Here is a 12,506-nt window from a genome sequence, read left to right as displayed (position 1 = left end):
ACCTCAGTTCAGGTCGATGACCGGCCAATCGTAGGAACGCGCCACCGCGCGCAGCCGGCGGTCCGCGTTGACGGCGGTCGGGCGCCCGCACACGGCGAGCATCGGGACGTCGGAATAGCTGTCGGAGTAGGCGTAGCTGTCGGCCAGGTCGATGCCGTGGCGGGCGGCGTAGTCGCGGATGATCTGGGCCTTGGTCGGTCCGGCGACGAACGGCTTGGCGAGCTTGCCGGTCGCATATCCGTTCGAGAACTCGAGGCGGTTGGCGATCAGGTCGTCCATCCCGAGGTCGGCCGCCAGCGGCCGCAGGGTGAAGTCGAGCGCGCCGCTCACCAGCACCTGGCGGCAGCCGGCCCGTCGGGACTCCTCGATCAGGTCGCGCGCGCCCGGGAAGATCGCGGGCTTGATCACATCTTCATAGAGTTCCTCGGCCAGCGTCACGAGCCGGTCCTCGGACACGCCGGCGTAGCGCTTGTAGAACAGCGCGTTGAACCACTTGCGCGACACCTTGTCGGACGCCAGGAACAGCGGGATGGACAGCGCCGTGCGCACCGTCTCCTTGGCCGAACGGTACAGCGACGGCTGGCGCGCCGCGTAATACGCGAACGAGTGGACGATGTTCGTCCGGATGAGCGTGCCGTCCACGTCGTAGAACGCGGCGGAATTCGTGCGTTTCGGTGCGGCCATCGGGCTCGAGCGGGACACATTTCCGCAATCGGCAGGCGTTGTCAATCGCGCCCGCCGACCCGCGGAACCCGTTGGAATTGCAGGCCCCGCGTCTATACGACGCCCAGGGCCTGCAGCAACAGCCACGTGCCGAGCGCGCAGAACACGATGCCGATGAACAGGTGATTGCGCCGCGGGATGCGGTACATCATCCCGCGGTCGCGCAGCGCGGCGTAGCGCTCGGCACCGAGCGCGAACAACCTCAGCCGGTACAGTCCAAACGCGATCACGACCGCCGCGACGGCGATCGCGAGCCAGGCCGGAATCCTCATCGTTACACGAGCTCCACGCGGCCCTCGGCGTAGTCGCCGGAGCCGCCGGCAATGGCGGCGTTGGCGCGCCGCCGCTGGTCGGCCAGGTCGCCCACGAACGCGAGCACCTGCGGATGGGTCATGATCACCTCGCGGAATGCCTCGGCCGGCATCGCGAGCGCGAAGCACTTGGTCGTCGCACGGACGGTCGCGACGGCCGGCTCGCGCGCGAGCAGCGACATCTCGCCGCACAGGTCGCCGGCCTCCAGCGTCGCCAGCCGGTGCGGCCCGTCGCCGCCGTCGCGGACGACCTCGGCGCGGCCGGCGAGCAACACGTACAGGCCGTCGGCGCGCGCGCCCTGCTCCACCAGCACGGCGCCGCGCTCGATCTCGACGAACCGGAACCGCGCCGCCAGCTCCGCCCGCTGCGGCCCGGCGAACGGCGCGAACAGCGGGCTCGTCTTGACGAGCGCGTCGATCAGTCGGTCGCGGACGAATCGCAGCAGCACGCGCAACACGCGCGGTTCGCGGTCGATCAGGTCGCCAATCGCGTCCACGCCGATGCGCAGCAGCGCCGTGCGGTCCTCGGTGCACTCCACCGTCGCGCGCCGCGGCGTGCGCGTAAGCAGCCCGATCTCGCCGAAGAACGCCCCCTCGCCGAGCGCGTCGAGTTGCACCCGCGGGGGCCCCTCGGCGAACACCGCCACCGCGCCGTCGGCGACGACGTACAGCGCGTCGGCGACATCGCCCTGGCGGAACACGACGTCGCGCGCGTCGAGTTCGACCAGTTCGCATCGGTCGACGAGCGCCGACAGCAGATCGGGTGACAGGTCCGAAAACAGCGGCGTGCGGGGCAGCGCATCCCGCGCCGCGGCGCGGGCGGCATCGTCGGCCGCCGCGACCTCGATGAGGTCCGCGTCGTCGAGCGGGATCACGTAGATGCCCGAGTCGTCCTCGGCGACCGGGCGAACCGGCGCCGCGTCCGGCACCACCCGGGCCAGGTCCACGTCCTCGAGGGCGCCGCCGGGCGGCAGCGTCCGCGGTCGTTCGGCCGGCGGCTCCGCGGCGGCCTGGCGCGGGGCGTAGGGGATGCCGCGGGCCGCCGAATACTCGGCCAGCGCGTGCAGCGCGTCCGGGTGGTCGGGGGCGAGTGCGAGCACGCGCTTGCACAGCGCGACCGCCTTGACGATGAACCCGGCGCGCGCGTAGCGGTCGGCGCCCCGCAGCAGCGCCGCGACGGCACCGTCGCGATCGCCGAGCCGGCGATGGCACTCCGCCGCGCGCCGCGGCCAGTCCCCCTCGCCGGGGTCGATCTCCTCGAGTTCGCGGTACGCCTCGAGCGCCTTGGCGTACTTGCCGCGGTCGACGGCTTGTTGCGCGCGATCGCGCAGCGTGCGGACTCGGGCGTCCATCGGCGCGGCCAGTATACCCGCGTCACGCCTCGCCGCGGGCGACGCGGTCGAGGAAGCCGTCGTACGCGCGCATCAGCCGCCGGGTCACCGGGCCGGGGCACTCCCGCCCCACCGGCCGGCCGTCTACCGCGCGGATCGGCAGGACGCCGCGGATCGAGCTGGTGATGAACACCTCGTCGGCCGCGCGCACGTCGTCGGGCAAAAGCGGCTGCTCGCGCACGTCGATCCCCTCGGCCCGCGCGAGTTCGATCACGCGCTCGCGCGTGATGCCGCGCAAGATGCCGACGTCGACCGGAGGCGTCGCGACCACGCCGCCGCGCACGACGAACACGTTCGACGAGCTGCCCTCGGCGACGCGGCCGTGGGCGTCACACATGAGCGCCTCGTACGCACCCGCGCGGCGCGCCTCGGCCAGCGCGAGGATGCTGTTGAGGTAGTTACCGGACTTGACGCCGGGGTCGATCGCGCGCGGCGACGTGCGCACCACGTGGACGATCTGCAGCGTCGCGCCGCGCTCGTACAGCTCGGCCGGCGGGCGCGCCAGCGGCCGCACGATCACGATGCGCAGCGGATTTTCCGCCAGCGCCGTATCGAGGCCGATCTCCCCGGCGCCGCGGGTGAGGACGATGCGCACGTAGGCCTCGGCGTTGGCGGCCGCGGCCAGCGTTTCGGCCAGCGCGCCGCGCAGCAGGTCCAGCGGCGGCATCGGCAACATCAGCCCCGCCGCGGATCGGCCCAAGCGGTCCAGGTGCGGTTCCAGGTCCACCGGCCGGCCGCCCGAGGTGCGCAACACCTCGTAGACCGAGTCGCCGTACAGAAACCCGCGGTCGAACACGGACACCTTCGCGTCCGCTTCGTCGAACACCGTGCCGTTGATCCACACCTTGACGGCCATCGCCGGCCCGACGGTACGCCAGCGGTCCGGTGCCGGCAAGCCGCGCGGCCGCGCGCAACCTCGGTTGCTTGCGTCCCGCTCGCGCCGGCGCTGTCCTGAGTGAGGAGATGACCGCCGCCGGCGCGGTCCCGTGCCCCCGGAGGAAGCCATGACCGCTGCCCGCACCCTGCGCCGCACCGCCGTGCCCGCCGCGCCGCTTCGCGTGCCGGCCGCCTGGCGCCGCCGCTACGCCGATCTGTACGACGAGCCCGTTCGCCCGACCCCCGACGGCGGCGCGGTATTCCACCGGGCGCGGCTGTGGCGGCGCGGCGGCGTGTGCGTGCTGCACCTGCGCGGCGACCGGTTCGAGATGGCGTTCCAACACGGCCGCCTGCTGCGCGACGAGATCGCGTGCGGCACGCTGCAGGCGGCCGCGCGCGTGTGCCGCAACGCCGTTCGCGCGAGCGTCGGCGAGCCGCTGGCGACCGTCGTGTCCGCCTATGCCGACCTCGCGATCGCCGAGCGCATGTTGCGTCGCGGGCTCGAGCGGGCGCGCGACCGCGGCGACGACGCGCTGGCCGAGGCGTACGGCCTCAGCGAGGGCGCCGGCGTGCCGATGGCGACCCTTCTGCGCGCGGCGCTCGCGCCGGAGTGCGCGCAGACGCTGCTCGGCAAGGCGACCGACCTCGCGATCGGCTCCGATCCGGCGCAGTGCACCTCGTTCGCCGCGTGGGGCGACGCGACGGCGGGCGGCGAGCTACTCGTCGGCCGCAACACCGACTACCCGCTCACCGGCTACTTCGACGCCCACCCGACCGTCATCTACTTCGAACCGACCGACGGCGGCCAGCGCTACGTGTCCATCACGTCGGCCGGCGTCCACAACGCCGGCACCGTCGGGTTCAACGAGGCGGGCCTGTACCTGGCGTGCCACACGGTTCCGTGCGCAACCACTTCGGAGACCGGTCTGCCGCTGTTCTTCGTCGGCCAGCAGGTCCTCCGCGACGCCACGTCGCTCGCCGACGCCGAGCGCATGCTGCACGCCGAGCGGCCCGCCGCCGGCTGGAGCTACCACGCGGTCGACATGCGCCGCCGGCAAGCCGCCACGTTCGAGCTGTGTTGGGCCGCCGCGGCGACCCGCCGCGCCACCGGCTCGTACCACGTCACCACCAACCACTGGACGCAGGACGCGACGCGCGCACACGAACTCGACCTCAACGAGACGGTGTCGGCGGACACGCGGGCCCGCTACGATCGGGTCGTCGCCCTCATCGAGGCGGCCGGCGGCGCGCTCGACGTCGCCGGCGCGATCGCGATTCTCGGCGACAAGGTCGATCCGGTGTCGGGCCGCGTGCGCAGCACGCCGAACGTCGTATCGGCCAGCCACAACGTCACCAGCGCGGTGTTGGCGCCGGACCGCGGCCGCATGTTCGTCGCACGCGGCCCGGCGCCGGTGTCGCAAAACGCATACGTCGAGCTGCCGATGCTCGACGCGTTCGATCCGGACGCGCTGGCCGACGCGCCGGTCGTCACGCTCGCCGGCGGCATCGACCGCGGTACACACGGCGCGCTGGTCGACGCCGAGCGGCTGTACAACGAGGCGCGCGCCGCGTTCGAATACCGCGACGACGCGGACGCCGCCGCGCGACTGTGCCGGCGCGCGATCGCGCTCGACCCCGACAACCCCGCGCTGCGCGTCGCGCTCGCCCTGTGGGAGGTGCGCGCCGGGCGCTACGACGCCGCCGAGCGAGCGGCGGCGTCGGCGCGCGCGCACACGTGGGACGGCCCGCGCGCGCGGCTGGCGCGCTACCTGTGCGGCCGGCTCGCCGCGCACCGCGGCGCGGCGGACGACGCGCTGGCCGACCTGCGCGCGGTCGCCGCCGACCCGGACGTGCACCCGCGGTTGGCCGCGGCGGCGCGCGAGGCCGCCGACGCGGTGGCGCGGCGCGGGCGGCTGCGCCTCGGCCGCCGCGAGATCGCGCCGATGTCGTGGCTGCCGGACGCGTTCCGCTACCGCGGCGTCCTGCCCGCCGCGGTCCGCGAGCGGCTGTGACGCGACCGCGCCGGCCGCCGCCGCGCGCCGGCCGCGTGACCGGCGAGCGCGGCGCAACGGTGCGCCGGCGCCCGCGGCGCTACGGTGCGCCGGCGAGCGCGGCGCTACGGCGCGCCGGCGAGCAGCACCTCCACCGAGGCGAGCGCGGCCGCCGCCGCCCGGCGCCAGCGGCGGCCGGCGGGCGTCTCCTCGGTCGCCAGCGACCGGCGGTACGCCGCGCGCGCCGCGCGCAGATAGCGCCCGCTGCGCGCCGCTTGTTGCTGGCGCAACCGCGCGATCGCTCGCCGGTCGCTCAGCTCGGCCGGCAGCTCGGCGACCAGCGCGAGCGCCAGGTCGTGGTACAGCGAGCCGATGCGAAACTCCGCGGCCACGGTCGCCGCCGGCTCGCCGAGATCGATGACGGCGCCATACGCCCGCATCGCCGCCTCCGCCGCGCGCAGCCGCGCGCGGTCGCCGGCCTGCGGATCCTCGATGCGCGGTCGCACGTCGACCCGGTAGAACGCGCTGGCCAGGGTTTCGGCGCGCGCGAACAGCGCAGCGGCGTCGGGCGACACGCCCGGCAGTTGGGCGCCGAGCGGCGGGCCGCGCACGTCGGCCGCGCCGCCGCCGGTGACCAACGCGATGTCGTCCTGGAGCTGGTCGGCCCGCGCGAGCAGGGCGCGGTCGTTGCCGCCGACCGCCTGCGCGCGCGCGACCAGCTCGACCGCCTCGCGACGGTTGCCGCGCCACGCCTCGAGTTGCGCCAGCCGCAGCGCCGCGCGCGCCGCGGTCGGCGCACGCAGCGGATCGGGCGCACGGGCGACCTCGCGATAGGCCGCCTCGGCCGCGCGCGCGTCGCCGTCGATCACCTCGGCCACGTAGCCCGCGTAGTAGCGAGCGACTTCCGGCGCGACCGCCGGCGCGACCGCCGGCGCGGCCTCGGGCGCGACCGCCTTCGCCGGCGCCGAGCCGCCCGGGGCGCGCGGAGCGCCGGAGCGACCGCTGCAGCCGGCGGCGAGTGCCAGCGCGACCGCCGCGACGGCGCTTCGCCGGCGCCGAGCCGGATGCGACCCGACGCCGGCGACCTCGCCTTGCCCGTCGATCGGAATAGCATTCTCCCGCGCCGCCGTTGTCACCGGCTTGCAAAACGTTGTCACGATTTTGTCATGCGGCCGAGCGGTCACGAGTCCACCTCCAGCCGATAGCCGACGCCGTGTACGGTCTGCAGGTAGCGGGGGTGTTCGGGGTCGTCCTCGAGCGCCCGCCGCAGCTTGACGATGTGGTTGTCGACCGTGCGCGTGTTCGGCATCTTGTCGTAGCCCCACGCCTCGTCGAGCAGCACGTCGCGCGCGACGACCTCGCCGGGCCGGCGCGCGAACACCTTGAGGATCGCGAACGCGCGCGCCGGCAGGTCGACCGGCCGCCCCGCCTTCGTCGCCCGCTGGCGCGCGAAGTCGACGTGGACGTCGCCGAACGCCAGAGCGTCAGGTTCGCGGCCGGCGCGGCGCAGCACCGCCGCGACACGCGCCAGCAGTTCCATCAGCGAAAACGGCTTGGTCACGTAGTCGTCCGCACCCAGCTCGAGCCCGCGCACGCGGTCGAGTTCGGCGCCGCGCGCGGTGAGCATGATGATCGGCACGTCGCGGAGCGGGGGCCGCGCCGCTTTGATTTGCCGGCACACGTCGAACCCGTCCCCGTCGGGCAGCATGACGTCGAGCACGATCAAGTCGGGCGGCTGCGCGCGGGCCGCCGCGAGGCCGTCGGCGGCGCGACCGACCGAGTCGACCTCGTACCCCTTGGCGCGCAGGGTGTCCTCGAGCCCGAGCCGGATCGATGCGTCGTCCTCGACGACCAGGATGCGCGTCATGCGCCGACCTCCTCGGGAAGCAGAATGGAAAACGTCGAGCCGCGACCGACCGCGCTCACCAGCTCGACGCGACCGCCGAGCGCCTCGACGTGGCGTTTGACGAGTGCGAGTCCGAGTCCGGTGCCCTCCACTCCCGCCGCGTACGCCTCCGGCGCGCGATAGAACTCCCGGAAGATGGCGGCGTGATGTCTGCGCGGAATCCCCGGGCCGCGGTCGCGCACCGACACGCCGATCCATCCGGGCGCACTGCGGTGCACGCGCACCTCGATCGGCGCAGTCGCGCCGCCGTACTTGGCGGCGTTGGCCAGCAGGTTGAGCAACGATTGCACGACGACCGCGGTATCGATCGCTGCGCGGGCGCCCGCCGCATCCGGCTCGACCGCGAACTCGATGCGCGACGCGTCGCCCTCGCGCAGGCGCGCGAACGTATCGACCGCCTCGCGCGCGACCTCGTCGACGGCACGCGACTCGACCGTATAGCGGCGCGTGCCGCGCTCGATCTGGGCGTAATCGAGGACGTTCGCGATCAGCAGGCCGAGCCGCTCGCTCTCCTGGACGAGGATGTCGTGGTAGCGCGCCTCGCGCGCTCGATCGCCGCCCGCGACGCCCTGCTGCAGCATTTCGGCGAACATGCGAATCGACGTGAGCGGCGTCTTGAGCTCGTGGCTCACCGTCGACACGAAGTCGCTCTTGAGCCGCGCCAGCTCGCGTTCGCGCGCGGCGCTGCGGATCGTGGCGACCAGTCCGAGCATCAACAATCCGATCAGCCCGCCCGTGAGCATCAGGTGGCGCCGGCCGCGCTCGCGCACGATCGCGTCGAGCGGGTCGGGCATGGCGCGGTCGTTGACCACCGACACGGTCAGGTGCGGCAGCGCGGCGCCGAACCCGGCGGTCGAAAACGCGCGCAGCGACGCGGGCACCGGATCGCCGACGCGCTGGACGATCGCGCGCGTCGTCGGCGCCGGATCGGTCACCGGGATCGGCTCTTCGGCAGCCACCGCCGACAGCAGCGCGTCGTCGACCGCGAGACCGACGATCGCCCCGCTCGGCTCGCGCCGGTAGACCAACGTGCGCGCCGGGTCGCGCAGCGACGGCCGCCCGCGCAGCGCGGCGCCGGCCGTGCGCACCACGCTGTCGGCGTCCGACTCGAGAGTGGCCACGAGTCGCGCGTGGCCGCGGGCGCGCGCGAGCGCCGCGTCGATGGCCGCGAGATCCGCGTCGCCGTCGACGGCGCGGCGCAAGTCCTCGGCGATCGCGAGCAAGGCATCCGGTGGTGCGCGGTACCGGCCCGCCAAGATGGCCTCGAGCACCGCGCGGCGCGCGCCCTCGCCGCCGTGTCGCGCCCGGCCGACCGCGGCCCACAGCGCGTACGACACGCCCTCGTCGTCCACGCGGTGGCCGAAGCGCCGCGCGAGCGCATCGTACGCGGCGACCGCCCCGCCGGCGTCGCCCGTCGCCCGCCGGAGCCGCGCGAGCGCCAACAGCGCCTCGGGCCCGGTGTCGTCGGCGTCGGCCAGCGCCGCGTATGCGCGCGTCACGTCGGCCACGTCGCGCGCGCGCAGCGCACACCCGGCCGGCCCCGCCCCGCCGCACAGCGCCAGTTCGCGGCGATGCGCGTCGGCGAGCTGCCGGCGGCGTCGCCCTGCGGCGCGCGGCGACGAAAACGCCAGCGCCGGCCCCACGTCCGGCGGATCGGCGGCGGGCGCCAGCGGGTTGGGCACCGCGTAGCGCAGTCGGCCGTCGGGACCGACGTAAAACGGGTGCCGCGCCAGCGGGTGTGCCGCGCGCAGCGAGGCGAGCGCGTTCGGCGTCAACGGCCCCTCGGCGTCGGCGAGCGCCGCGGCGACCGCGTCGACCGCCGCCTCGAGTCGCGCGAGCACCGCGGCCGCCACCTGCTCGGCCGCCCGCTGGTGCTCGGCGAGCCGGCGCGCCACCAGGCCGCGGTCGGCGCGGTACGACCCGACGCCGAGGTACGCCAGCCCGGCCGCCGGCAGCAGGACGGCGGCGATCGACGCGAGGCCGACGGCGGCGCGACGGGCACCCGGACGCATCGCCGGTCAGTGTACTCGACCGCGGCGATCGCGCCCGCCGGTCGCCACCGCCCCGGCCGCCCCGCTCGCGGGTCGAAGTCGCCAGCGGCCGCCCGCACGTTCCGTCGCACGGCCACGCAACCGTGCGCGCGCCGCGCCGATACCTTTCACCGGTATTAGACGCCGTTCGGGCCGCGCGACGCGTCCCGCGACGGCGCGGGCACGCAACGACGGCATCCCGGCGAAAAACAGAGACGAACACAGGAGAACGACGGCATGGGCCTGCACGGTATTTCGCACCCTTCGAGACCTGCTTCCCTCGCGCACCCTTCGCCGACTTCCGGCGAGCCGGCGCCTGCGGCCGCGCGTGGCGGCGCACGGCCGGCCGATTCCCTCGACGACGGCGGCATCGACCCGATCCCCACCCGAGATCGCCGCCGGGGCCGGGTCTCGCTTCCGCGCCGACGTCATCACCGCGTTTCGGCAGGCGGTGTCGGAAGGCCGCGATCACGCACTCGAGGAGGCCGGCGTCATCCACCGGGTGGACTGACCACGGCTGCGCCGATCCACCGACAGGCTCCGACGGACCGTCAGCGACTCCATTGACGATCGGGTGCCAGCGACATCTACACGACCGTGTGTCCGAACTGTGGCACGGCCAACGACGCCGTGACCCAGAGCGCGTGCTCGAATTGCCTCGCCGAACTTCCTCCGATCGACTGGAGCTACGTCGAGTCGGTCGACGCGCCGACCCGCGTGCGAACCTTGCACGTCGTGCTCGTCGGCGTGCTGACTGCGGCGGTGTGGGCGTCTGCGCGCATCATCTTCGGCATGCTGCCGTCGCTGCCCGCGGGGCCGCTGGCGGCCGCGTTCGCCGGCTTCATCGTGACGATGATGTCCAATCGAGGTGCCGTGCGCGAGCGGCGGGAGGCATTCCGCGGAGCCCTGCTCGGCGACGCGCTGGTGACGGCCGCGGCGGTCGTGTTCGGCTCGTCGACCGAACTGGGGGACGCGTTCGTCGTCGCGGTCGGCTTGGGCGCGTTCGGCGCGCCGCTGTTTTGCGGCGCGGCGCTGCTGGCCGCCCTCGCCGCGCAGTCGCTGCGCGAGCCGACGCCACCGGCGCCGCCGGTGCGTTGACGGCGCCGCTGCCGCCTACCGGCCGATGCGCGACAGGCGCAGCTTCCAGCACACCAGCAGTGCCTCGGCGACGATCGCGCGCGACATCTTGGACTGGCCGACGCGCCGGTCGACGAACACGATCGGCACCTCCTCGACGCGCATCCCCGCCTTCACCACCCGGTATTTCATCTCGATCTGGAAGCTGTAGCCGTTGGACCGGACCCCATCGAGATCGATCCGCTCCAGCGTCGCGCGTCGATAGCAGATGAAGCCCGCGGTCATGTCCCGAATCGGCACGCCCAGCACCGTGCGGGCGTACAGGCCGCCGAACCGGCTGAGCATACGCCGGCCGAGGCCCCAGTTCTCGGTGCCGCCGCCCGGCGTGTAGCGCGAGCCGACCACCATGTCGGCGCCGGCGCGCGCCCGGGCCAGCAGCTCCGGCAGGTAGCGCGGATCGTGGCTGAAGTCCGCGTCCATCTCGAGCAGGTAGTCGTAGCCGCGGGCCAGCCCCCACCGGAAGCCTTCGATATAGGCGGTGCCGAGCCCGAGCTTGCCGGCCCGGTGCAGGACGTGGACCCGCGGGTTGTCCCGCGCGAGCGCGTCGGCCAGCTCGCCCGTGCCGTCGGGCGACGCGTCGTCCACGAACAGCAGTTCCGCCTCCGGTACGGGCGCCAGGAACGCATCGACGACGCGTTCGATGTTGTCCCGCTCGTTGTAGGTGGGCACCACGATGAGGGCGCGCTCGGGGTCGGCCGCCATGGCGCCGGCACGATACAACGGCGCCGCGCCGGGATCACGCCGGCCCACAACTCCGTGACATCGCAGCGAGAATGCGGCCCGATGCCCGAAATGAGGGTGCGGTGTGGTAGCGTGATGGAGGGCAACCCCGATGCAGATCCTCAAGGTCAGGTTCCGCACGCGGTCGGAATTCCAGGAGCACTACCAGCCGGATCTGCCCAACGGCGGCCTGTTTTGCCCCACCACGTCGCCGATGCAGGTCGGCGCGCCGGTGATCGTCGAGCTGAGCGTGCCGGCGCTGCCGAACAAGGTGCTCATCCGCGGCGCCGTGCGCGCGTGGCGCCCCGCCCTGCCCCGCCTGCGCGTGCGCGCCGGCGCCACCGTCGAGTTCGACTCGGAGGAGGCCGAGAAGCGCGACTTCATCGTCGAGACCATCTCCGGCGAGCGCAAGCCGACGCCGCGCCGGCGCCACACGCGCCTGCCGGTCGCCGTGCCGGTGCGGTATCGCCTGGCCGACGGCGACCCGGAGATGATCGACGCGGACCTCACGGAGATCAGCGTCGGCGGAGCGTTGCTGTCGACCCGCGAGCCGCTGCCGATCGACGCGGACATCATCCTCGAGATCACGCCGCCGGGCGCGGTGAGCCCGCTGTCGATCTCGGGCAAGGCCACATACCACCTGCCCAACGGCAGCACCGGGCTCAAGTTCATCTACCGCGACAGCGGCGGTTCGCGGCGGCTGCGCGAGCTGGTGCGGCGGTTGCGGCAGTCGTGACCCGCCGCCTGGGCTGGCACGAGCGCCGGCGCCGCGCCGGCGACACGCGTGGGGTCGCGGAGCTCGTCGACCGAATCCTGACCGGCTACGGGGTCGACCGCGACGTGCGCGAGCACGAGATCGTCTTGCGGTGGTCCGACATCGTCGGCGACCGCGTCGCGGCCCGCACGTGGCCCGACGGCTTGCGCGACGGGACGTTGTGGGTGCGCGTCGCGAACTCGGCGTGGCTGCAAGAGCTCACCTTCCTCGAGGCGGACATCGTCCGCCGCGCCAACGAAGTCGCCGGCGACCCGCCGCTGGTGCGGTCGTTGCGGCTGCACATCGGCGCGCGCCGCAACCGGGACGCCGACGATGTGGTCGCCGCCCTCGCGCGCCGGGTGTTCGCGCCGCGCCCGCGCCGGCGCTATCGGCCGACGCCCGCCACCGGCGCGGCGCTGGCGCAGATCGAGCGGGACACGGCGGCGATCGAGGACGCCGAGCTGCGCGCCGCGATCCGCGAGGCGCGCATCAAGCTCGGCCTGTAGGCGCGTCAGCCGGCGTCGATAGCCGCGCGCAGCTCGCGCACGAACGCGGCGACCGCGGCCGGCGCGCCCGCATCGCCGGCGTCGACGATGCGCTGGACGAGCGCGCGGCCGACGACGACGCCGTCGGCCGAGGCGGCGACCCGCGCCGCGTCGGCCGACGG

At 74.3% G+C, this 12,506-nt stretch carries 14 protein-coding genes; 5 read left to right on the top strand and 9 right to left on the bottom strand.

The annotated features are described in order from the left end of the window. Positions 1-3: 3 nt before the first annotated feature. The 4 genes from D6689_06675 to D6689_06660 form a co-directional block, all read right to left on the bottom strand. On the bottom strand, positions 4-684 hold the full coding sequence (locus D6689_06675) for an HAD family hydrolase (protein ID RMH42923.1): 681 nt from the start codon (positions 682-684) through the stop codon (positions 4-6). A 92-nt stretch (positions 685-776) separates the two neighbouring features. Beyond that, on the bottom strand, positions 777-995 hold the full coding sequence (locus tag D6689_06670; GenBank protein RMH42922.1) for a hypothetical protein: 219 nt from the start codon (positions 993-995) through the stop codon (positions 777-779). Between the two features lie 2 nt (positions 996-997). Then, positions 998-2,386, bottom strand: a complete 1,389-nt coding sequence (locus D6689_06665; protein RMH42921.1) for a hypothetical protein — start codon at positions 2,384-2,386, stop codon at positions 998-1,000. A 22-nt stretch (positions 2,387-2,408) separates the two neighbouring features. After that, positions 2,409-3,281 carry an aminotransferase gene (locus D6689_06660; GenBank protein RMH42920.1) on the bottom strand — a complete coding sequence of 291 codons (873 nt, stop codon included), beginning with the start codon at positions 3,279-3,281 and terminating at the stop codon, positions 2,409-2,411. 148 nt (positions 3,282-3,429) lie between these two features. Between D6689_06660 and D6689_06655 the strand changes: the two genes are divergently transcribed. Next, a complete protein-coding gene (locus D6689_06655; GenBank protein ID RMH42919.1) occupies positions 3,430-5,313 on the top strand; it encodes a hypothetical protein in 1,884 nt (627 codons plus the stop codon). Between the two features lie 104 nt (positions 5,314-5,417). On the opposite strand, the gene D6689_06650 is transcribed toward D6689_06655, so the two are convergent. From D6689_06650 to D6689_06640, 3 genes are read right to left on the bottom strand one after another with little or no spacing between them, the layout of a single operon-like run. Next, positions 5,418-6,476 carry a hypothetical protein gene (locus tag D6689_06650; protein ID RMH42918.1) on the bottom strand — a complete coding sequence of 353 codons (1,059 nt, stop codon included), beginning with the start codon at positions 6,474-6,476 and terminating at the stop codon, positions 5,418-5,420. Then, entirely contained in the window at positions 6,473-7,159 is a 687-nt protein-coding gene (locus D6689_06645) for a DNA-binding response regulator (protein ID RMH42917.1), read from the bottom strand. The genes D6689_06650 and D6689_06645 overlap by 4 nt, the downstream gene beginning before the upstream one ends. After that, positions 7,156-9,210 carry a sensor histidine kinase gene (locus tag D6689_06640; GenBank protein RMH42916.1) on the bottom strand — a complete coding sequence of 685 codons (2,055 nt, stop codon included), beginning with the start codon at positions 9,208-9,210 and terminating at the stop codon, positions 7,156-7,158. The genes D6689_06645 and D6689_06640 overlap by 4 nt, the downstream gene beginning before the upstream one ends. 346 nt (positions 9,211-9,556) lie before the next feature. On the opposite strand from D6689_06640, the gene D6689_06635 reads away from it, so the two are divergent. Next, complete coding sequence (locus D6689_06635) at positions 9,557-9,739, top strand: hypothetical protein (GenBank protein ID RMH42915.1); 183 nt, start codon at positions 9,557-9,559, stop codon at positions 9,737-9,739. An 86-nt stretch (positions 9,740-9,825) separates the two neighbouring features. Next, a complete protein-coding gene (locus tag D6689_06630; protein ID RMH42914.1) occupies positions 9,826-10,326 on the top strand; it encodes a hypothetical protein in 501 nt (166 codons plus the stop codon). Between the two features lie 15 nt (positions 10,327-10,341). Here D6689_06630 and D6689_06625 read toward each other — a convergent pair whose 3' ends face one another. Continuing rightward, entirely contained in the window at positions 10,342-11,067 is a 726-nt protein-coding gene (locus tag D6689_06625; protein ID RMH42913.1) for a polyprenol monophosphomannose synthase, read from the bottom strand. 130 nt (positions 11,068-11,197) lie between these two features. Between D6689_06625 and D6689_06620 the strand changes: the two genes are divergently transcribed. Together D6689_06620 and D6689_06615 are read left to right on the top strand one after the other, a co-directional pair. After that, a complete protein-coding gene (locus D6689_06620) occupies positions 11,198-11,821 on the top strand; it encodes a hypothetical protein (GenBank protein ID RMH42912.1) in 624 nt (207 codons plus the stop codon). Beyond that, complete coding sequence (locus D6689_06615) at positions 11,719-12,345, top strand: DUF721 domain-containing protein (protein RMH42933.1); 627 nt, start codon at positions 11,719-11,721, stop codon at positions 12,343-12,345. The genes D6689_06620 and D6689_06615 overlap by 103 nt, the downstream gene beginning before the upstream one ends. 5 nt (positions 12,346-12,350) lie before the next feature. On the opposite strand, the gene D6689_06610 is transcribed toward D6689_06615, so the two are convergent. Then, positions 12,351-12,506 (bottom strand): tryptophan synthase subunit alpha (locus D6689_06610; GenBank protein ID RMH42911.1); only part of this gene is annotated, 156 nt, incomplete at its 5' end.

The organism is Deltaproteobacteria bacterium (genome assembly GCA_003696105.1).
Classification (GTDB): domain Bacteria; phylum Myxococcota_A; class Polyangia; order Haliangiales; family J016; genus J016.
The sequence above is the reverse complement of the archived record's forward strand: the minus strand, read 5'-3'. Positions and strand labels throughout refer to the sequence as shown.